The sequence below is a fragment of the Paraglaciecola sp. genome (genome assembly GCF_051252315.1).
Classification (GTDB): Bacteria; Pseudomonadota; Gammaproteobacteria; order Enterobacterales; family Alteromonadaceae; genus Paraglaciecola.
Map to the genome: position 1 here is coordinate 37669 of NZ_JBPOFP010000008.1, position 21731 is coordinate 59399.

Consider the following 21731-nt stretch of genomic DNA (forward strand, 5'->3'; position numbering starts at 1 on the left):
CGCTGACAGAACTCTGAGAGCGGATTATTTATTATGGTTTTATTACTAGGTTTTTTGTCTGCGCATTGCAGTGAAGAATTCATCATTGGTTTTTGTCATAGACAATTTACCAATTAAAAATTCCATTGCGTCAATTTCAGACATTTCGTGCACAATTTTACGTAGTATCCACATTTTCTGTAATTCGTCTTGAGTGGTCAGTAACTCTTCACGACGGGTACCTGAACGATTGTAATCAATTGCAGGGAACACGCGTTTTTCAGCAATTTTACGGTTCAGGTGTAATTCCATGTTACCTGTACCTTTAAACTCTTCGTAAATAACTTCATCCATTTTAGAGCCAGTGTCGATAAGTGCTGTGGCTATAATGGTTAAACTACCACCTTCTTCGATATTACGTGCAGCACCAAAGAAACGTTTAGGCTTATGTAAAGCATTGGCGTCTACACCACCGGTTAATACTTTACCTGATGAAGGTATAACTGTGTTGTATGCACGGGCTAAGCGAGTAATTGAATCTAATAAAATAACTACATCTTTTTTATGTTCAACTAAACGCTTCGCTTTTTCGATAACCATTTCTGCAACTTGAACATGGCGACTGGCTGGTTCGTCGAACGTTGAAGCGACTACTTCGCCACGTACTAAACGTTGCATTTCTGTTACTTCTTCTGGGCGTTCGTCAATCAACAATACCATCAATAAACATTCTGGATGATTAGCTGCGATTGATTGCGCTATGTTTTGTAAAAGTAACGTTTTACCTGCTTTTGGTGGCGCAACGATCAAACCACGTTGACCACGGCCAATAGGGGAGGCTAAATCTAAAACGCGAGCAGTAATGTCTTCGCTACTGCCGTTTCCTCGTTCCATGGTTAGTCGTTCGTTAGCATGTAATGGGGTCAAGTTTTCAAACAATATTTTATTACGGGCGTTTTCTGGACGATCGTAATTAACTTCGGCAATTTTAAGCAGGGCAAAATATCGTTCACTGTCTTTAGGTGGGCGAATTTTCCCGGCAATAGTGTCACCAGTACGTAAATTGAAACGTCTTATTTGACTAGGTGATACGTAAATATCATCCGGACCTGCCAAATATGATGAGTCATTGGAACGTAAGAAGCCAAAGCCATCTTGAAGAATTTCTAATACACCATTTCCGAAAATGTCTTCGCCGCTTTTAGCGTGAGATTTTAAAATAGAAAATATGATGTCTTGTTTGCGGGCGCGAGCCATGTTTTCTAGCTTCATTTCTTCGGCTAATTTAACTAGTTCGCTGATCGGTTTATTCTTGAGTTCCGTTAGGTTCATAATTGGTGGGTCTTTATGCTAGATGCTTGTCTTTACAGTCAAGTTTGTTTGAATGATTCAAAGGTATTTACTTTTATTAATCTCTGATTTGAGCTAAATACGGGTCTGTTCAGGTGTGAACACAAGTAAAACTTAGCATCATTAATTCAGATAGTCTAGTGAAATTGTTTTCTCTGTGAGTGACACGAGTAAAGGTATAAACTTTTAAATAATAAAAAACTCAGCTATTGCTGAGTTTTTTATTAAGTTAGTAGTAACAAAAATAATTAAATATTTTCGTTTAAAAATTCTACTAGTTGGGCTTTTGATAAAGCGCCGACTTTAGTTGCAGCGACGTTTCCATCTTTAAATAACAATAAAGTTGGAATTCCACGAATACCATACTTAGGTGGTGTTTCGTTATTTTCATCGACATTCAGCTTGCCAACTGTTAACTTGCCGTCAAACTCATCGGCCACTTCGTGTAGAATTGGTGCGATCATTTTACAAGGGCCACACCATTCAGCCCAAAAGTCAACTAACACAGGACCAGCAGCATTGATAACATCGGCCTCGAAACTATCGTCAGACAAGGTGATAATTTTGTCGCTCATTTTTTTCTCCGTAATTTTTTCTTACGCTGATATATATTCAACGTATTAATGATTGTTATATAGAAACTGGTTTTTAATGCAAGCAATGATAAGCTATAAGCTATGCAAACAACACATTTAACCGAAACACATTTTTCAGACTTAGCCATTCACCCGCAGGTTGTTGAAGCTTTATCTGCCGCGAATTTTAATCACTGTACGCCTATTCAGGCTTTGAGCTTACCTCCTTTACTCGAAGGTAATGATATTGCAGGTCAGGCACAAACAGGAACCGGTAAAACCATTGCTTTTTTGGTTGCGACTTTTCACTATTTGTTAACTAACCAACAAGACTCAAAACGTCAGCCTAGAGCAATTATTATGGCTCCAACCCGTGAGCTTGCTGTGCAAATATTTAATGACGCTGAATTGCTTAGCAAACACACTGGTTTGTCACTTGGACTCATTTATGGGGGCGAGGGTTATCAAAGTCAACGTGAAAAGTTACAAGAAGGTGTAGATATTATTATTGGTACCACCGGGCGTATCATTGATTACTACAAACAGAACATCTTTTCGTTAGACAATATCCAAGTAGCGGTGTTAGACGAAGCCGATCGAATGTTTGATTTAGGGTTTATTAAAGACATTCGATATTTATTTAGAAGAATGCCTAAACCAACTGAACGCTTGAGTATGTTGTTTTCGGCAACCTTGTCTTACAGAGTGCAAGAGTTGGCCTATGAACACATGGATAACCCTACTCACGTACAAATTGAACCAGAGCGTAAAACGGCAGAACGAGTAAAAGAAGAATTATTTTATCCGTCAGATGATGACAAACCCTATTTGTTATTGACCTTGATGGAAGAAGAATGGCCAGAAAAAGCCATTGTTTTTGCAAATACTAAACATAGTTGTGAACGCGTATCTGATTGGCTAGAAGCAGATAATCACAGAGTTGGTTTGTTAAGTGGTGATGTCCCACAAAATAAGCGACTTAAAATATTGGAAAACTTCACTTCTGGTGGAATTGATATTTTAGTGGCAACCGATGTTGCTGCCCGTGGTCTACATATTTCTTCTGTAAGTCACGTATTTAATTATGATTTACCAGACGATGCAGAAGACTATGTGCATCGTATAGGGCGTACAGGACGCGCAGGGCAAAGTGGTACCTCTATCAGTTTTGCTTGTGAGAAATACTCACTAAACTTGCCTGCCATAGAAGAGTATGTTCAGCACTCTATTCCGGTGACAGAATATAACCCGAATGATTTAATTCGAGATGTCTCGCCACCTAAACCAAGGTTTAAAAAACGTATGCAAAATGGCAGAAGCCATCAAAAACGTCATTCAGGACCTCGCCCAAATCGAAATAGATGAATAAAGAACACGTAGAAGTCATAGCTCCCTTTGCTCAACCAGAGCAGTTGTATGCTGCAGTAGATTTAGGCTCTAACAGTTTCCATATGGTGGTTGTTAGAGTGTCTGCTGGAAGTGTACATATAATAGGAAAAGTAAAACAAAAAGTGCGTTTGGCTGCAGGTCTAGACGAGAATATGGTGCTCGACCAAGCTAGTTTAGATCGTGGTTGGAATTGCCTTAGGGTTTTCGCAGAACGTCTACAAGATATCCCTTTACCTAATATTAAAATCGTTGGTACCGCTACGCTTCGCTTAGCTGCCAATGCTGATGTGTTTATTAATGAAGCCGAAAAAATTCTTAATCACAAATTAAATGTTATTGATGGTGAAGAAGAAGCTAGGCAGATCTATTTGGGTGTTGCATACACTTCTGCCAATCAAGGCAACTCGTTAGTTATTGATATCGGAGGTGCTAGCACCGAGGTCATTGTGGGTAACGACATGAACCCTATTCATCTCGTTAGTATGAATATGGGTTGTGTTACTTTTAAAGAGCGCTTTTTTGCTGATGGCAATATATCTGAACAAGCATTTGAAAACGCAATCCAGCATGCTAAATCTTTATTAGAACCAATAGCCGAAGACTTTTTGAGTTTTAATTGGCAACAATGTCTTGGGGCTTCTGGTACGCCTCAAGCCATTACAGAAATATTGGTGACACAAGGCATTAGTGACTCCATACGTCTTGATTATTTACACAATTTAAAGTTGCAATGTATCGACTGTGTGACGATCCCAATGTTAGACATTGATGGTTTAACAGAGTCTAGACGAGCCATATTTCCCAGTGGACTAGCTATTCTGATTGCCTTATTTGAAACTTTAGATATTCAAGAAATGCAAATCTCAGGTGGCGCTCTGAGAGAAGGGCTCATTTATGGCATGTTAGACAACATGCAGCAAAATGACAGGCGAACGCAAACCCTTGAACAAATTATTGATAGGTTTCACATCGAGGCAGAGCATGCCAACCGTGTAAAAAACCTGTCATTAACTATGTTTAAGCAAGTTCAAAAGCAGCTTGAGTTAAACAAGATTGAATGTGAACCCATGTTAATTGCAGCTTCCATGTTAAGCGAATTGGGCATGCACATCGAATATAAACAGCACCATAAACATGGGGCGTATATATTAAGTTATTTACCTATGGTGGGTTATACCCAGCAACAAGTTTCAGGTATTAAAACGTTAGTGCAAAGTCACAGGCAAGATATTTTGTTAACGGCTTTTGAATCTTTCCATCCGGATGTACGTAATGCCCTGCAAGTACTAACACGTATTTTGCGTTTGGCGTGTATTTTATCTATTCGTCGTAAAGACCATTTATTGGCTGAATTTGATTTAAAGACTAATAGTGAAGAGTGGGTGCTTACTTTCCCTAAAGGATGGCTTAAATCGCATCCATTAATTGATGCTGAACTGGCTAATGAAAAGTGGCAACAACATAAAGTAGGCTGGAAGTTGGAGTGTAACTAACCAGCATTAATTGTTGGTTACAAAAATTTAGTAAACTCCTAGCTTGCGGTTTATCAAAGCTAAATCTTATTATTCGAGTTTTTAAAAGTGTAAAACTCTAAACAATATTTAGTAACATATTTTCTATCCTATTAAATCTATGCAAATTAGACATTTGCCCTTCTCTTCAGTAAGGTTGATATTCTTCCCTATATTTTTGTAATTTAAATATGCTGAATATTTTTGGAACAGGTAAGTATTTACAGGATGTAAGCCAAGCGTCGCTTTCTAGTATGTTAGAAACCCTGCAACTGGAGAAACCTTCAGGCATCTTTATTCTATGTTGTGACGAAAGTTATCATCAGCTAGATTTTTTTGATGCATATTTAAAGACGATCTCTTCACCCGTATTTGGTGGGGTGTTCCCCGCAATAGTTTATAAAGGAAAAACAGTTAAAAAAGGCATGGTGCTGATCCCAGTATTTATGCCGATTGAAGTCAAATTGTATCCAAATCTGCAAACAGTGACAGAGTCTGAATTGAAATTCGATTTTGAATTAAACCAATATCAATCCTTGATGGTCTTGGTTGATGGTCTCTCACGGAATATTGATTATGCGTTGAATCAAATCTTTTTGCATTACGGGCAAAGTATAAAAGTTTTTGGAGGTGGAGCCGGCTCTTTAAGTTTTGAACAAAAGCCTTGTTTGTTTTCCAATCATGGCATGAGTGCGGATGCCATGCTTATCGTGGCAATTCAATTGGATTTTAATTTGGCAATTGGTCATGGTTGGGAAGTGTTGGCGGGACCATTTTTAGCCAACCAAGTAGATGATAATCGTATACTGCAGCTTAATTTCCAACCGGCACTACAGGTATATCAACAAGTCGTTGAACAGCATGATGGCCGCTTGTTTGGCGAAAACGAATTTTTTGATATAGCAAAAACTTATCCATTTGGTATTCAACGTTTAGATGACGATATATTGGTGCGTGACCCTGTAACCAGTGAGGGTAATGCATTAGTTTGTGTCGGTAAAATACCTGAAAATACCATGCTGTATGTGTTAAGTGGCCAATCAGAACATTTAATAGATGCCGCTGTTTTGGCCGTCAAAAGTACGATAAAAACCACTTCGGATGCTCAGGGAGTTCTTTTTGATTGTATTAGTCGAAACCTTTTCCTAGAAGAAAAGTTTGACACCGAATTAGAACAAATATCCTCTACTTTAGGTACTGAATCCAGCTTGTTTGGTGCGTTAGTACTTGGAGAAATTGCATCAGGACAGTCAGGTGCAGTGCATTTCCATAACAAAACAGCAGTGGTAGCTGTTGTAACTGAATAGGGAAATAGATACATGGACGCTATCGCTCGCACATTACAGCTAATTTCTATTCAGCACGAATTGTCTATGACAATTGGATCAGATTTAAATCTTGAAAAAATGCTTAGTTTATTTATGCAAAGGGCTCAGCTTCGCCTTAGTTTGAGTGCGGTATCTGTGATCCATAATTTGTCCACGGCAGATGAAAGTAGCCATGGTACTAATCATATTAGTTTTTCATTTCCCAAAAATTGTGACTTAGAAAATGATTTTTTGCTTAAAAATGCAGGGGAGTTATTCAAACAAAAAGTTAATACTTATTATCAATGTAAATTACATGATTATTTTTACTATTTATTTGTAATTCCCAATTTTGGAATTTTAATTCTAGAGCGAAAACATCAAGCTATAGAAGCAACAATTCTTGAAGCTCTTAGTCCATTAGTCGAAAAGTTGGCTACCAGTTGTTTAGCTTGTGTTGAACATCAAAATCTAATTGAAGAAATATCTGCCAGAAAAAATGCTGAACAATCTCTCATTCAACAGTCATTGTTAGATCCACTGACCGGTCTGCCCAATCGAAAAATGTTTAATATGAGTTTAACTCAAGCCTTGGATAGATCAGCACAAAGTAAGCATTTTGGTGCTGTCTTATTTATTGATTTAGACCGCTTTAAAGTGATTAATGATAGTTTTGGTCACAGTGTTGGCGATGAAGTTTTAAAATTTATTGCGCAGCGGTTTTTAAAATGTGTCACCAAAGATGACACTTTTGCACGTATGGGGGGAGATGAGTTTGTATTGTTGGTAACAAACTTGAGTCAAGATAAGAGCAAAGCCGTGAATAAAGCGAAAGGGATAGCGCAGGAGCTTTCGGCTCAATTGTCTAAACCTCTTTATATCGATGAAAATAGCTTTTCTGTCACTATCAGTACAGGGATAAGTTTGTTTCCTTTGGAGGAAGCTTCGGATCTGAGTGCTCAACAACAATGCAATTCTTTATTAAAAAATGCTGATTTAGCTATGTATCGAATTAAGCATGGAAATCGTAATGGTTATGGTTTTTTTAGCTCAGAGATGCAGGCTTATTCTGATAAACGGACTCAAATTGAGAAAAATTTGAGATTGGCAGTTGCCAGAAATGAACTTGAATTGTTTTATCAACCACTGGTTAATTCGAGTGCTGAAATGATTGCCGCAGAAGCTTTGTTAAGATGGAATAGTCCACAATTGGGGCAAGTTAGTCCCGCAGAATTTATTCCAATTGCCGAGGAATCTGGCTTAATCATAGATATTGGCCAATGGGTAATAATCGAAGTGTGTAAGTTGCTGCAACAGATAAATACCGACCTAAACTCTAATAAACCCAGTTATATTAGTATTAATGTAAGCCCGAGGCAGTTTAGCCAAGCTAATTTTGTACAACATTTTGTATCGATTTTAGATGAGCACAAAATTAACTATAGACATGTTCGAATCGAAATTACCGAAGGTGTGGCGATAGACAATGTCGAATTGGCAATTGCAAAACTGAAAATGTTAAAGGAATTTGGCATTGACTGTATGTTAGACGACTTTGGTAGTGGTTACTCCTCACTGTCTTATTTAAATAAACTACCGTTACAAGCAGTTAAGATAGACCGAAGTTTTATCAAAAATATAGAAAGCTCGAAATATCATCAACTGATTGTTAATGCGGTATGCGATATATGTGATTATTCGCAACTAGAGTGTATTGCCGAAGGTGTCGAAACCCAATCTGAAGCCGGCTATTTAGTTGGTAAAAATATTAGCTCCATACAAGGTTATTATTTCCACAAACCAAAACCGCAGTCAGAATTTCTAACGCTAATGCAATAAGACTATATTTATTGATTGATCTTATAAGCTTTTTTTAAGCAGTAACTTTCTGATGTTGGCTAATTGGGTTTTAGAAATATTGATAAAGACGGTAGACCACGAACTTGTTTGTCGTTAGATGAATAGGGTATTCGTACATACGACGCCCACGTAGGGGCGTTGCAAGAAATTGTTGGTTAAGTCACACACTTATTTAGATTTTTAATTGTTCAGAAGTTGCGCGGCTTGCTTAGCAAAGTAGGTCAGAATGCCATCTGCTCCTGCTCGTTTAAAGGCTAATAGTGATTCTAGAATCACTTGTTCTTCGTTCAACCAACCATTAGCAAAGGCGGCTTTGTGCATAGCGTATTCGCCACTTACTTGATAAGCGAATGTTGGTACTTTGAATTCGTCTTTGCAGCGTCTCACAATATCTAAATACGGCATGCCAGGTTTGACCATGACCATGTCCGCCCCTTCTTGCAGATCTAGAGCAATTTCTCGTAGTGCTTCATCAGAGTTGGCGGGATCCATCTGGTAACTCTTTTTATCGCCACCTTTGATATTGCCCGCTGATCCCACTGCATCTCTAAAAGGCCCGTAATAAGCCGAAGCATACTTAGCTGAGTAAGCCATGATACAAGTGTTGATATAACCATTTTCTTCCAATGCTTGTCGTATGGCACCAATACGGCCATCCATCATGTCTGACGGCGCCACAACATCAGCGCCTGCTTCGGCGTGAGATAAAGCTTGTTTGATTAAGACTTCAATGGTTTCGTCATTTAATACATAACCACTTTCATCAATCAGTCCATCTTGACCGTGAGATGTAAAAGGATCTAAGGCAACGTCTGTGATCACTCCAAGCTCAGGAACCGCGGTTTTTAATGCTCGCACTGCTCTTTGTGCTAGACCTTGAGGGTTAAAGGCTTCTTTGGCACATAAGGATTTAGCTTCTGCGGGTGTCACAGGAAATATGGCAATAGCCGGGATACCTAATTCTGCTAGCTCTCGAGCTTCTTTAACCAACAGGTCGATAGATAACCTTTCCACACCAGGCATTGAAGAAACAGTTTCTTTTTGGTTTTCTCCTTCGAGCACAAACATAGGGTAAATGAGATCATTTACACTTAGCTGATTTTCGGCCATTAATCGGCGGGTAAAGTCTTGTTTACGTAGTCTGCGCATGCGACTTTGAGGAAATTGTTCGAACATTGTGGATCCTGTTGAGCTAGTTAGTTGTGAATTAATTCACTTCCTAATATTTTGTTTCTTCCAGTATTTTTAGCTTTATACAATTGTTTGTCGGCTAAAGCCAATAATGAATCTTCTGATTGTTCTGCTATGGCAGTTGCGACCCCTGCACTAACAGTAATTTGTACTTTTACGTCATCAATAATAATTGGTGTATCTGCAATGGTTTGACGAATTCTCTCAATTAAATCCAAGGCGCCGGTCAACTCTGTGCTAGGTAGAATAAGTGCGAACTCTTCGCCCCCGTAACGGCACACATAGTCACTAGGCCGTTTGAGTGCGGCTTGAATAGTCTGTGCTACTGTTTTTATACACTCGTCGCCGACTAAGTGACCATACTGGTCGTTAACACTTTTAAAGTGGTCTATGTCTAACATGACTATCGAGAGTTGTGTTTGTTCTCTTCTGCTTCTGCGGACTTCAGCTTGATATTTTTTGTCAAAATAACTGCGATTTTTTATGCCAGTGAGTGCATCTAAAGTGTTCTTTTTTTCTAATTCTCTATTGATTTCAGACAATTCTCGTAAGGCTATTTCTAATTCTAAAGTGCGTTCTTGTACTTTATATTCAAGCTCTTCAGTTTCATTTTCTTGTTCTGACAGCTTTTTTGCTTGGTTAAGTAATAGTTGTTTGTCTTCTGTTAATGTCTTTATTTCTGTTTGCCATAGGTTTTTCTGTATTTGAATATAGCTTGTTAAGCTTGAAGTAGTGACAAAGTAGGCTTTGAGTAAAAGGCCGCTCAATAATAAAAAGGCAGACAAATACACATCAAAGGACTGATTTATATTCTGGATTAATTGAACCAATACTAATATCGAAAATATGGCCCAACCGATTGTTAATGCTTTTGCCGGTTTCTCTTTTTTATGCCAAGCATAGGCGTTGAGTATGACAAGCAGAGTGAGGCCAATACCGGCAAAAATAAAACTCAAATACATAGCTGTATTTGCAGCAATAAATAGATTTACTCCAACAAGGATTAACAAGATAAACAAATAAGCCTTTATTGTTAGGTCTATCACTTGGCTTGTTTTATGTATTTTTAGAATTGAACGGCAGTGCATGATTGCTGTTATTATTGCCATTAATAAAGCTAGGTTGATTATAAGGTTGAGTGGATAAACTGAGATAAACTCAAGGCTTAATCCTTCATCCGAAGCAAAGTGAAGAGGGAATGAGGTTAACACTGAACAGGTGAGCGCAGTAACAGCAGCGTACCAACCAAATTGCGCTGATTGAGTGTATAAGTAAATACTTAAATTGATAAAGCTCAAGGTTAAAATGCAAGGGAGTAAAAAACCCACTAAGTCACTCATGGGGGTAAACAAAAAAGAAGCCGTGAGTAGTATTAGTAAAACGCAGCTACCACCGTATGTTAACCAATGCTGACGATTTTTTTCTGCACTTAGGTTAAATCCCATTAAGTGTTCCTAAGGGAGTGATGTTAAACAGAGTTTGAGTATTACGCATGTTAGCTGTGTTTACCTCCCTGAGTTCTACCTTCATGAGCTCGGCTACTTTCTCAGCAATGAACGGCAAATAGGCTGGTTCGTTATTTCCTTTATCGACCTTACGGTTATTTGCTAAACCTTTGGGCCGTAAATAGGGGGCGTCTGTTTCTAATAGTAAGCGTTCTAGTGGCAAATGTTGTAATGCTTCGCGTAAGTCAATTCCTCGTTTGAGATCGCATGCCCAACCAGTAATGCCAATATAAAATCCTAACGCTAAGTACTCTGCCATTTGTTCTTTATTACCCGTAAAACAATGCGCTACACCACCAACTAAATCATTTTTGTATTTTTGCAATAAGGTGATTTGTGAATCAAATGCATCTCTTTCATGTAAAAAAACTGGCAGCTTTAATTCACAAGCAAGATTTAATTGTTGTTCAAATGCATAGGTTTGATCGGTTGGCGTTGAAAAGTTTCGATTAAAATCGAGTCCACATTCACCAATAGCAACTACTTGAGGATTATTCGCGAGCTGTTTCAAGTGTGAGTACGTATCTTGGTTAAATTCACTGGCATGATGAGGATGTACGCCAGTGGTTGCATATAAGTGTTTAGGGTGGAGTGTCGTTAATTCTATAGCTTGCTGGCTAATTTCTAGAGAAGTGCCTGTGATAATGATTTGATTAACATTGGATGCGATAGAACGGCTTAGCACTGGCTCTAGATCGAGTCTTTTATCCGTAAAGTTGACCCCAATATCACACCAAAACATAAGGCTAAGTTCCCATTGTGAAACGTGTTGTTAGATTATCAAATGAATACCAATATTTTACTCAAGAGATACATGAAGAAATTTTAGTTGGTTTCAGCTTCTTCATCTTCATTGTTTTCATCGTCGGGCTTTGGACGTGAATATACACTACCAACAATTATGCCAAATTCGTACAGAATCCACATCGGTATTGCCAACAGGGTTTGAGAAATAATATCAGGTGGTGTGAGTAACATGCCCACTACAAACACGCCAACAATCACATAGGGACGTTTAGCTCGCAGTGCATCGGGGGTTGTCATTCCTGTCCAGCACATCAGTACTATTGCCACAGGAATTTCGAAAGATAAACCAAATGCAAAAAATATTTTCAATACAAAATTTAAGTAGCTGCTAATGTCTGTATTTATAACAACGCCTTCAGGGGCAACACTGCTGAAAAAGGCAAACGCTAAGGGAAAAACCACATAATAAGCAAAGGCCATTCCTAGATAGAAGAGCAAGGTGCTTGAAAAAAGTAAGGGGGCAACTAAGCGTTTTTCATTTTTATATAAGCCTGGAGCTACAAATCCCCAAATTTGATAAAAAACCATTGGAATAGCGATGAAAAATGATAAAACCATGGTTAATTTAAAAGGCGCAAAAAATGGAGAGGCGACGTCTGTCGCTATCATCTCAGCGCCCTCGGGTAAGGTGTCTAATAAAGGTGTTGCTAACCAGTGATATAGATCTTGAGCAAAATATACCAGGCATAAAAACACTACAAAGACACTTAAGAATGCCTTCATTACGCGACTTCTAAGCTCAATTAAATGGGCAACTAAGCTGTTGGGTTCGGACACTTTTATTGCTCTTTAGAATAGGGTTTTTGTACAGATTTTGCTGCTTCACGGAGTTCGTCAACAGATTCCTGTAATTCAGGGGAGAGATTTTCTAAGTTAGTTTGTTCCGCTTTTTTAAGATTTTCGTGTAGTTCATGGATTTTAAATTGTTGTTCTACTTCTTGTTTAAATCCATTTGCCATACCTTTTATACCACGCACTGTTTTCATGGTTGAGCGCACTGCCCCAGGTAATCTTTCTGGGCCAAGTACAATTAAGGCTAATACACCAATAATCAATATTTCAAAAAAGCCAATATCAAACATTAACTAGACTCTTTCTGTTCACTCTTGGTTTGCTTTGCTGATGCATCTACAGATTCCGTTGATTTGTCTTCAACTTTTTCATCTGGCTTTGACTCAGCTTTTGCAAAATCTGCATCTTTGTTTGTTTTGTTATCAGCGTCTTCGTCGCTCATGGCTTTTTTAAAGCCTTTTAAAGCGCCGCCTAAGTCACCACCCATTCCACGTAATTTTTTTGTTCCGAATAATAAAACCACAATAGCTAGGATAATTAGCAGCTGCATAGGACTAATGCCAAACATAAAATACTCCAATATTTTTAATCTACTTCATTATACGTTTCTACAAGAAAAGGTCACTGGGTTTGATGGTTTTAAATGTAAATTAATAATATAAGTCTAGGTTACTGAAAGAAAATTCACTTAAGCGGCTTTTATAACTGCTAAAGTTATCTTAACGGATAAAGTACAACTGGTTTTGTTGATAAGGTTGGGTATTTGAAACAAATATGGAAAATACTGCTGGTTTGTATGGTTTATATTGGGCTATTTAGCTCAGTTAACGCACAACAAAACCAGCAAGATTATCTTTGGTTAGACTCTATGCACACTAATGTAGTGAGTTCTGTGGGGTCAACAGCTGTTTGGTTTGATAACTTTTTTGCCTTAGAAGATTTTCCTACAGATACCCCTGCAAATGGTGAAGCACGAATACGTTTAGGCTGGGAGCCTAGAAGCAGAGATTTAAATGAGTTTGAAACGCGGTTTAAAGTGCGTTTCAAACTACCGAAATTAAAAAATAGGGTTGATGTCATTTTGTCTGATTATGATGATGAGCAAGCTGATAGCTCTCTAAATGTTTTACAGAATCAAAGTTACCCAGAACAAAATCGTTTTAGTTTGGCTTTGCGTTGGAAGAGTACACCTGATAGCGGTTTTTCTCATCGATTAGGAATCGGCAGAAAACTACAAGTATTTGCTAAAAGTCGATATCGTAACTTTCATCAGCTTTCCCCTAAAACGTCATTTCGATGGGAAACTGCCGCATATATATATTCTAAGGATGGTTTCGGGGCAGAAGTCACGGGCCAATTTGGATATGATTTTAGCGATTCAGACCTCTTCCGTTTTAATAATCATTTTTACTTTAGAGACAGAACGAACGATTGGTTTTGGCAGCACAATTGGCAAAATCTAAAACAACTAGATGCAGATACGGCTTTGATCAGTGGCCTGTATTTGGAAGGCAATAGCCAACCTAACTATAGAATTGAAGAGTATTTGATCAGTACCCGATGGAGAAAAAATGCTTTAAGAGAATGGCTTTTTTTTGAATTAGAACCCTTTGTAATGTGGCGCCGAAATGAAGGCTTCTCAGCTTCTTATGGCATTGCTCTTAGGGTTGAAGGATATTTTAGTAAATATTAAGTGAATTGTTTTAGTCGTAAATAATCAGTCCTTTTTAATTTTCCATGCTGCAACCCAACTTATGACACCCATAACCGCGCCGGTAATGCTTGGCCACATTAAACTCTGATAAATAGGTAAAACGCTAGCCACAATAATAAAGGTGCAACCAATCATAACGAGTTGACTACTTTTATGTTGTTGTTTGAGTTGATTTTGCTGCTTTTCAAATTGTAGTCTTTGTTGTTCTGGCAGGGTTTTAACCTGTTTCAATGAATCGTAAATTAAATCAGGTATCTCTGGTAATTTTTCAGACCAAAAAGGTAGGTTGGCTGATATTTTGTTATACATCGCTTTAAAGCCAATTTGCTCTTTTAGCCAGTTTTCTAAGAAGGGTTTAGCGGTTTGCCAAAGATCCAGTTGTGGATATAACTGACGGCCCAAACCTTCGATGTATAACAAGGTTTTTTGTAGTAATACGAGTTGTGGTTGTATCACCATATTGAATCGTCTAGCGGTGTTGAACAGTTGCAACAACACATTGCTAAACTCAATTTCAGCTAAAGGTTTTTTAAAAATGGGTTCACATACTTTACGAATTGACGCTTCAAAATCATCTATATCTGTGTCGGAAGGTACCCAGCCTGAATCTACATGCAGCTCTGCTACTTTCCTATAATCGCTATTAAAAAAGGCGATAAAATTTTCAGCTAAATATCGTTTATCTTCGCGGGTTAATGTACCAACTATGCCGAAGTCTATGGTGATATATTGTGGGTCTTGTGGGTTTTCGAATGCAACAAAAATGTTGCCAGGATGCATGTCTGCATGAAAAAAACTATCTCTAAAAACCTGGGTAAAAAAGACTTCAACACCACGTTCGGCTAATCGTTTTAAATTAGTATTACGAGCTGTTAATTGTTCAATATCTGAAATTGGCGTGCCGTAAATTCGCTCCATAACCAATACATTTCTATGGCAATAGTCACTGTATATTTTGGGGACATACAAGGCAGGAGAGTTTTCAAAGTTTTGCTTAAATTGAATGCCATTAGCCGCTTCGTGGGTCAGATCTAGCTCATCGATTATGGTGCGCTCATATTCTTCGACTACTTCTACTGGACGTAATCGTTTACCGTCAGGCAGTAGATTTTGTAACACGCCCGCTAAGGTACGCATTAACTCTATATCAGATTGAATAGTTTGTTTTATGTTGGGGCGGATGACTTTGACCACGACATCTTGTTCTTGGCCTGTGGTTTTATTTTGTAGCTTGGCAGAATGCACTTGAGCAATGGATGCTGACGCCAATGGTTTTGTATCAAATTCGCTGAATAACTCGTCAATCGAGGTCAACCCAAAGGCATGGCGAATGATTTGTTGAGCTTGTTCACTATCAAAGGGCTCTACTTGATCCTGAAGAATGCTTAATTCTTTAGCGATATCACTAGGCAATAAGTCTTTGCGTGTTGATAACATTTGGCCAAATTTAATAAAGACAGGACCTAACGTCTGTAGGGCTAATCTTATTCGTGTACCCTCAGACTTGTCTTTGTGTTTATTGCCTAACCAAAAGAACAAGCCGCGACCTAACTTAGCGTACCAAGGTAGCCATTTATTCGGGATCATTTCATCTAACCCATGTTCTAACATGACTTTGTTTATGTGATATAGGCGAAATATTCTCACTGGTCTGGTGATCCCTTATCCGGTTTGTTTTCTGCTAAGGCCGCTTGTTCTAGAAATGTAATTCTAGCTGCTAATCGTTCGGTGTTACTGCGTAACTCACTTACGTCTTCGCTAAACAAAATAAACTCATTTTGAGAAATAGTGACAGAGTTTGGTTGACGTAGGTTTGCGGCTAGTTTTTCTGCTGTTTTATCTAATTGATTTTTTGTTTTTTCAAAAAAGGATTTTGTAGTCGAAAAGGTTTGGTGAGCCACAATGTCACCGGTATATTTAGAAAGTTGTTCTTCCCAATCTATATCCAACTCTTTTATCAAACTACTGAAAGTCTGGGCCACATAGATATCACCAATAAGGTTTAATTTTTTTCGCTGAATAAGTTGGGTCAATTGACTTGAATCTTTTAGTTTAGGTAAGGTTTCTAAATTTAATTCAATGAGACAATCAACAGCTGGGTCTGACGCTTCGTCAGGTGCAATTCTTACATCTATCTGATCGGAAAAACTAAATAATAACGGCCATGGCAGTTCTTTTATTGTGACTTGTAACGATTTACCGGACAACTTACTTAAGCGCTTCTGGCTATCGGAGTCAAGTTCGAGCAAGCCGTTTAAGGCGAGTTCGATCCCTGAGGTGACAAGTTGCGGTAATGGCATATTAGAATTTAAAACCTCGATGCAAAGCGACTATGCCCCCAGTCAAATTATGATAAGTGGTTTGTTCAAAACCTGCATTATCCATTATGCTTTTTAATACTTCTTGCTCCGGATGCATACGAATTGACTCGGCTAAATATTGATAGCTATCCCCATCATTTGCCACTAGTTGGCCAATTTTAGGTAAAAGATGGAATGAATACGTATCGTAAACTTTATTTAATAATTCGTTATTAGGTTTGGAGAATTCTAATACCAATAAGCGACCACCTGGTTTTAAAACTCGGTACATAGAAGCAAGGGCTTTGTCTTTGTCAGTAACGTTTCGAAGACCAAAAGCAATGGTGATAATATCGAATGTGTTATCGGGAAAAGGCAACTCTTCGGCATTTGCTTGTACATAATCCACATTACCCACTATGCCTAGATTACGTAATTTATCACGACCTACTTTTAACATAGCATCATTGATGTCAGCCAATATAACTTGACCTGATTCGCCAACAATTCTCGAAAACTTAGCGGTTAAGTCGCCTGTTCCTCCAGCAAGATCGAGAACATTGTGTCCTGCTCTAACTCCGCTGCAATCTATTGTGTAACGCTTCCATAAGCGGTGGATACCTAAAGACATTAAATCATTCATAATGTCATATTTAGCTGCAACAGATTGAAACACGTCTTTTACCATGTTTACTTTTTGATTTTTGTCTACCTGTTTAAAGCCAAAATGAGTCGTATCTTGCTGTTGGGTATGTGACTCGCTTGAGTTTGAATCGCTCATGAATGTTCCTAAGATCTAATCTGTTGCTAGTTTACCCAATAAAGAAGCGAGTCAACAGAGTTGGTTTGGTAATTTTATATCTTGGGTATAAATTTGCGTGAGCTTGAAGGCAATCTAGTTAATTTGAATCTGGATAAGATACAGAAGAGCAGGGGGAGAAGGTGAAGCTACCCAACTGACTTATTTAGCCAGTTGGGTTTAATACGACTTATAAAGATTGAATAATTTTATCTAAACCAAGTTTAGATTTAGCTACAGATTCCACTTCATTTAGTCCATTTGGATATTCTTCTTGTTCTAGCACTAACCAGCGTGTGCCGCCATGTTCCATTTGGGTTTTGATGAGTGTCGCCCAATCATAACTGTCTTGACCGATGAAAGGACTTTTGCCCGTTTCTTTGGCATCTTTTCCTTTGTAAGTTCTGATTTTTATGTGGGTGGTTAAAGTACGGCCGGCATATTTTTTTACATATTCGACAGCATTTTGTTTGGCAAAATTTACCCAGCCCACATCTAATTGTAGAAATACACTTTTAGGCGTGTTTTGAGCAATGTAATCCCAATATGTCGAGCCTTCGAAAGAGTCAAACTCCATATCATGGTTGTGATAACCCATAAGCAAACCTTTTTCAGCGAGCTTAACTGACAATGCTGTTAATTCTTTGGTTAAATCTGCAACACCATCAGCACTCCATGCGCGACCATCTGCTGGAATAATGATTAACTCAGCACCTAGTTTTTGATAAAAGTCTAAGGTGGGGGCTAACTTGTCACCACGTAAATGCTTAAAACCCACATGAGCGCCACTGGCTTTTAGCCCGATTGAGGCTAAATATGTTTTTAAACCTTCAGGGTCGTTTGCATAACTACCAAAGTTACCAGCAAATTCTACTCCGCTAAATCCCATTTCTGAGATATTTTCTAGGGTGCCTTTAAAATCGGCTTTAAGTGCATTTTTGACTGACCAAAGTTGCACGCTGACTGGAGGCACCTGAATGCTATCAGCTTTGTTTGTCTGTGTACTAGAACAAGCAGTTAGTCCGACCAAAGTCAGAGCTAAGTAGCAAGATAGTATAATTTTTCTCATGTTGTATACCTTCGGTTATTTGCTTAGTGAGCAAACTAATAGTTAAAAATTAATGAGCTATTTTTTTCTTCTTTTTCTTGCCTTTTAGAGTGGTTAAAAAGGCGACTAAATCACGTATCTGGGGCTTGGTAAGAATATAATTCATTGGTGGCATACCTGATGCTGGTCGTTGAATATTCTTGATTTCAGATTTCTGATACGTCTTAAGCCCTTCGTCTTCTTTTCCTAGCGTGAGCGTTGTTTCGGTTTCAGCGTAGAATAGTCCACTAATCACTTCATTGTTATGCATAGTAAGATTAAACGTACCGTAGCCAGGAGCGATTGTGGCACCTGGATCAACCATGGCTTCTATTAGGTACTCGGCAGAGTATTTTTTACCTACGTCACTCAAGTCTGGGCCTACATTTGAACCTTTACGATTAACGATATGACAACGAATACATTGAGCCGACCCATTTGTATAAAATAAGTTGCTACCTGTTTGTCGGTCTCCACCTAATAGGGCGCTTGAAAACTGAGTTAGCACATCACTGTTTTGCATTTTTTGTTGGTACTGATTAAGCAAATTTTTCACCTTAGGGGTGCTGCTCTTTTCTGCTGCTGATATCAGTTCTAAAGCGTAAGCACCTTCACCTTCTCCTTTAAGCAAGGCTTCAAGTTTCTTAGAAATTAGCTCATCGATTTTAGAGTTTGTTTTCTCAGGCATGCTTGATAAAGCAATTTTATTTAAATTAATTGAGTCAGACGATAAGAACTTAGCAAGAGTTGTTTGGCCTGCTTTTGAATCGTTACCCAAGACAATTTTTAAGGCTGCTTTCTTTATTTTATTTCTTTTAGAAGTAAGTAGTTGCTTGCTTACTGCAAGGCCTTTGGATTTAAATCTTTCAGACAATAAGCTCAACGCTTGAATTCTAATATCTTCATCAGCTGTTTGATCTTGAGCAATCTTAGCCAAGACAGTTTCAGATAACTCAAACTCATACATTTTAGCAATGCGCATTGTCTGGACTAATGCTTGGCCTTTGGTGCTGTCGAAAAGATTAGGCAAGGATTGAACAACTAGGTTATCAATATTTGCACGAGACTTATTTGCTAGAGTGGGTAAACCTGTCACTGTGTCGATCGGGTTAAGGTCATTCCAACCTTCTATTGCTGCCAAAGCTTCTGAGGCCAGACGCCCATTTAAACCTTGGTGACTAGCATAAGTTAACAGTCGTTTAGCATTTTCAATACCACCTTCGTTGAAGTTCGCATTAATAATTCTATGATGCACAAATTCTTCAACTGGATTATTAGCTTCAAGTTTTGGATTAAGTAGTGCTGCCACTTTCCCTCGCACATTTACTAAGGCTTTATCATCGATGGCTACTATTGCTTCGTTGACTAAATCTTGTGAGTTATCAGTTAAAAAGTCTGCAACTTGTTCATCTTTTAATGCACGTAAGGCTAACAGTACAGCTAGACGAACCTCTTCGGATTGATGATTTTTATGCTGGATCCAATGTTTTTTATCGACCCCTCTTAATGTCATCACAAGGGCATGACGTAGCCATAGGTCTTTGTCTGTTATTTGAATTAGCTTTTTAACAACTATGGGAATAGCACTTGCTGAGCCAATTTTCCCTAAACCAATAGCTGCATACATAGCGGTTTGATCATTGTTATCCGCTAAGCTCTTAATCAAAGCATTTTGAGCAAAATCAGCACTATGATCGCCAAGTACTCGTGCAGTTTGAATACGTACCTGTTCATTCGTGTCTTGCAAAAGAGGTATCAAAGAAGCTAGTTTTTCTTTGCTAATTGTGTGATTAAGTACTAATTGGCTTAGACCCCAAATACTATGGATACGAGAAAATATATCTTTGCTTTTATCGTGTGCTAATAAATCAAATTGAGTGAAAGCCTGTTGTCCGCGTTTTGCCAACTCAAACTGGGCTTGTTGGCGAATACGTTGGTGGTCAGTCGCCAATAATTGAGCTAACTCTTGCACTGACTTTTCTGCATAATCCGCAATTAATAGTTGGTTAAAGTGTTTGTGCTGCTTGGTTAATTTTGCGGGCTTATTTTCTAGGTCTACAGAATAAATCGCGCCTTGGTCTTCACTTTTCCATCCACCAAAATTAAATTCTGAAATATAAAACTTACCGTCTGGGCCAAAATCAATATCACTTACATTAACGTTTTTAATAAAGACTTCAGGTTTTGAGGCTATAAATGATGCACCATTTTTTTGGTTTTTAAATGTGGTGATATACGAACCTGTTGGTGAGCCACCATAGTGAGCAATGAAAAAGCTATTACGCCATTTTTCACCAAAGTAATTCGAAGGGTTGTAAGCAAAACCTGACGGGCCTCTGAATAACTGTACAATTCCGGGTAAAATATATGCAGGTTGTTTGTCATTGCGCGGAGTTGACATATCATTGGTTAACCATGCAACCGGGATATCTTTATCTCCAGTATATTTAGATGAGCGTAAATCTAATTTTTGAGTAAAGCTCATAATAGTTTGGTGGCCAGCATGCCAGCCAGAATCACCACCTTCGATTAAGTGATTGACCCTTTCTGTGTCACTACGGTCACCATCATTATCAGCTGTAAACAGATTACCAAATTCATCAAATGCTAGTTCTTGTGGGTTACGTAAACCAACATAAAACACTTCGATATTTGAACCATCTGGATCTGATCTGAAAACCGCTCCGTAATTAGGTTCTGTGTATGTATTACCTTCTTTGGTAGTAACATCGTAGCCACGATCTCCTAAAGACCAATATAGGCGACCATCCGGTCCCCAAACTAAGCCGTGCATATCATGGCCCATAAAACTTACACGAGTACCGAATCCAGATTGTAATGAAATTTTTTCGTCCGACACCCCATCATTGTTTTTATCTTCCAACATCCATAAGTTAGGGATATTGGTGTAATACACTTTGCCATCACGTTCGATAACACCCGCGCCTAAACCCTCAAGTGGTTCGTTGAAGCCACCCGCAAAGACATTAGATTTATCGGCAGTGCCATCGCCATTAGTGTCCTGAATTAGTACAATTTGGTCTGCAGGGCCTTCTGCTTTTTGATTGTGTGGAAATTCTTCTGCAAAATCTTTATATAATTTTAAGCGATCTTCCATGGTAACGATTTCGATGTCGGCTACAGTCGCAGCAGGAGATAAACGTCTCACATCCTCTGTACCGCTATCAATTCTATATATCTCGGTCATAAACATTCGACCCTGTGAGTCAAAATAAAAGTAACCGGGGTTTTGAGTTAGAGAATTGTCTGCCCAAACATCAACTTTGAATTCGTCTGGGATAGAAAAACTTTTTACTCTGACGTCTAAGTCTACTTTCTTATCCGCAGCACTTAAGGCCATTGGGCTTACTAATAGGCAGGTGACAAATAGTGTTTTCAAGTAGTTCATTGTTAACGATCTGTAAATATAACTTTGCAAAGATGGTAGCCAAAAAGCTCCTTTTTTGATAGTTAATATTCCGTCTGCAATGCAACAAATTCGGCGTTGTATAGTTCCCCCAAAAATCTACTTATAATAAATCGAAGTAAACTGATAATTTAAAAT

Annotated in this window: 18 protein-coding genes; 5 read left to right on the forward strand and 13 right to left on the reverse strand. The window is 38.4% G+C overall.

Going from position 1 to position 21731, the window contains the following annotated elements:
• Window positions 1-45: 45 nt before the first annotated feature.
• The gene (gene rho / locus ACSHXM_RS02710) at window positions 46-1311 is read right to left on the reverse strand and encodes a transcription termination factor Rho (protein ID WP_235313325.1); all 1266 of its coding nucleotides are present in this window, start codon (window positions 1309-1311) and stop codon (window positions 46-48) included.
• A gap of 266 nt (window positions 1312-1577) precedes the next feature.
• Complete coding sequence (trxA, locus tag ACSHXM_RS02715) at window positions 1578-1904, reverse strand: thioredoxin TrxA (protein ID WP_235313324.1); 327 nt, start codon at window positions 1902-1904, stop codon at window positions 1578-1580.
• A 102-nt stretch (window positions 1905-2006) separates the two neighbouring features.
• On the opposite strand from trxA, the gene rhlB reads away from it, so the two are divergent.
• The 4 genes from rhlB (at window position 2007) to ACSHXM_RS02735 (ending at window position 7950) form a co-directional block, all read left to right on the forward strand.
• On the forward strand, window positions 2007-3269 hold the full coding sequence (gene rhlB, locus ACSHXM_RS02720; RefSeq protein WP_435687184.1) for an ATP-dependent RNA helicase RhlB: 1263 nt from the start codon (window positions 2007-2009) through the stop codon (window positions 3267-3269).
• Window positions 3266-4786 (forward strand): Ppx/GppA phosphatase family protein, encoded by a 1521-nt coding sequence (locus ACSHXM_RS02725; protein WP_435687185.1) that lies wholly within the window; start codon window positions 3266-3268, stop codon window positions 4784-4786. Before rhlB ends, ACSHXM_RS02725 begins: the two co-directional genes overlap by 4 nt.
• 209 nt (window positions 4787-4995) lie before the next feature.
• On the forward strand, window positions 4996-6111 hold the full coding sequence (locus ACSHXM_RS02730) for an FIST signal transduction protein (RefSeq protein ID WP_435687186.1): 1116 nt from the start codon (window positions 4996-4998) through the stop codon (window positions 6109-6111).
• A 12-nt stretch (window positions 6112-6123) separates the two neighbouring features.
• Window positions 6124-7950 carry a putative bifunctional diguanylate cyclase/phosphodiesterase gene (locus ACSHXM_RS02735; RefSeq protein ID WP_435687187.1) on the forward strand — a complete coding sequence of 609 codons (1827 nt, stop codon included), beginning with the start codon at window positions 6124-6126 and terminating at the stop codon, window positions 7948-7950.
• A 201-nt stretch (window positions 7951-8151) separates the two neighbouring features.
• Here ACSHXM_RS02735 and hemB read toward each other — a convergent pair whose 3' ends face one another.
• The 6 genes from hemB to tatA all read right to left on the reverse strand — a co-directional run bounded on the left by hemB (window position 8152) and on the right by tatA (window position 12834).
• Window positions 8152-9147, reverse strand: coding sequence for a porphobilinogen synthase (gene hemB / locus ACSHXM_RS02740; RefSeq protein ID WP_435687188.1), 996 nt, complete (start codon window positions 9145-9147; stop codon window positions 8152-8154).
• 20 nt (window positions 9148-9167) lie between these two features.
• Window positions 9168-10607, reverse strand: a complete 1440-nt coding sequence (locus ACSHXM_RS02745) for a sensor domain-containing diguanylate cyclase (RefSeq protein WP_435687189.1) — start codon at window positions 10605-10607, stop codon at window positions 9168-9170.
• Window positions 10597-11409, reverse strand: a complete 813-nt coding sequence (locus ACSHXM_RS02750) for a TatD family hydrolase (protein ID WP_435687190.1) — start codon at window positions 11407-11409, stop codon at window positions 10597-10599. Before ACSHXM_RS02750 ends, ACSHXM_RS02745 begins: the two co-directional genes overlap by 11 nt.
• A gap of 83 nt (window positions 11410-11492) precedes the next feature.
• A complete protein-coding gene (gene tatC / locus ACSHXM_RS02755) occupies window positions 11493-12251 on the reverse strand; it encodes a twin-arginine translocase subunit TatC (protein ID WP_435687191.1) in 759 nt (252 codons plus the stop codon).
• 2 nt (window positions 12252-12253) lie between these two features.
• On the reverse strand, window positions 12254-12556 hold the full coding sequence (gene tatB, locus ACSHXM_RS02760; protein ID WP_435687192.1) for a Sec-independent protein translocase protein TatB: 303 nt from the start codon (window positions 12554-12556) through the stop codon (window positions 12254-12256).
• Entirely contained in the window at window positions 12556-12834 is a 279-nt protein-coding gene (tatA, locus tag ACSHXM_RS02765) for a twin-arginine translocase TatA/TatE family subunit (protein ID WP_435687193.1), read from the reverse strand. Before tatA ends, tatB begins: the two co-directional genes overlap by 1 nt.
• A gap of 195 nt (window positions 12835-13029) precedes the next feature.
• Here tatA and ACSHXM_RS02770 point away from each other — a divergent pair, with 195 nt between their 5' ends.
• Entirely contained in the window at window positions 13030-13959 is a 930-nt protein-coding gene (locus tag ACSHXM_RS02770) for a hypothetical protein (protein ID WP_435687194.1), read from the forward strand.
• Between the two features lie 24 nt (window positions 13960-13983).
• Here ACSHXM_RS02770 and ubiB read toward each other — a convergent pair whose 3' ends face one another.
• The 5 genes from ubiB to ACSHXM_RS02795 form a co-directional block, all read right to left on the reverse strand.
• The gene (gene ubiB, locus ACSHXM_RS02775) at window positions 13984-15627 is read right to left on the reverse strand and encodes a ubiquinone biosynthesis regulatory protein kinase UbiB (RefSeq protein WP_435687195.1); all 1644 of its coding nucleotides are present in this window, start codon (window positions 15625-15627) and stop codon (window positions 13984-13986) included.
• Complete coding sequence (locus tag ACSHXM_RS02780; protein WP_435687196.1) at window positions 15624-16280, reverse strand: ubiquinone biosynthesis accessory factor UbiJ; 657 nt, start codon at window positions 16278-16280, stop codon at window positions 15624-15626. The genes ubiB and ACSHXM_RS02780 overlap by 4 nt, the downstream gene beginning before the upstream one ends.
• 1 nt (window position 16281) lies before the next feature.
• Window positions 16282-17061, reverse strand: coding sequence for a bifunctional demethylmenaquinone methyltransferase/2-methoxy-6-polyprenyl-1,4-benzoquinol methylase UbiE (gene ubiE, locus ACSHXM_RS02785; protein WP_435687197.1), 780 nt, complete (start codon window positions 17059-17061; stop codon window positions 16282-16284).
• A 208-nt stretch (window positions 17062-17269) separates the two neighbouring features.
• A complete protein-coding gene (locus ACSHXM_RS02790) occupies window positions 17270-18148 on the reverse strand; it encodes a sugar phosphate isomerase/epimerase family protein (protein WP_435687198.1) in 879 nt (292 codons plus the stop codon).
• A 49-nt stretch (window positions 18149-18197) separates the two neighbouring features.
• The gene (locus tag ACSHXM_RS02795; RefSeq protein WP_435687199.1) at window positions 18198-21527 is read right to left on the reverse strand and encodes a DUF7133 domain-containing protein; all 3330 of its coding nucleotides are present in this window, start codon (window positions 21525-21527) and stop codon (window positions 18198-18200) included.
• Between the last annotated feature and the right edge of the window lie 204 nt (window positions 21528-21731).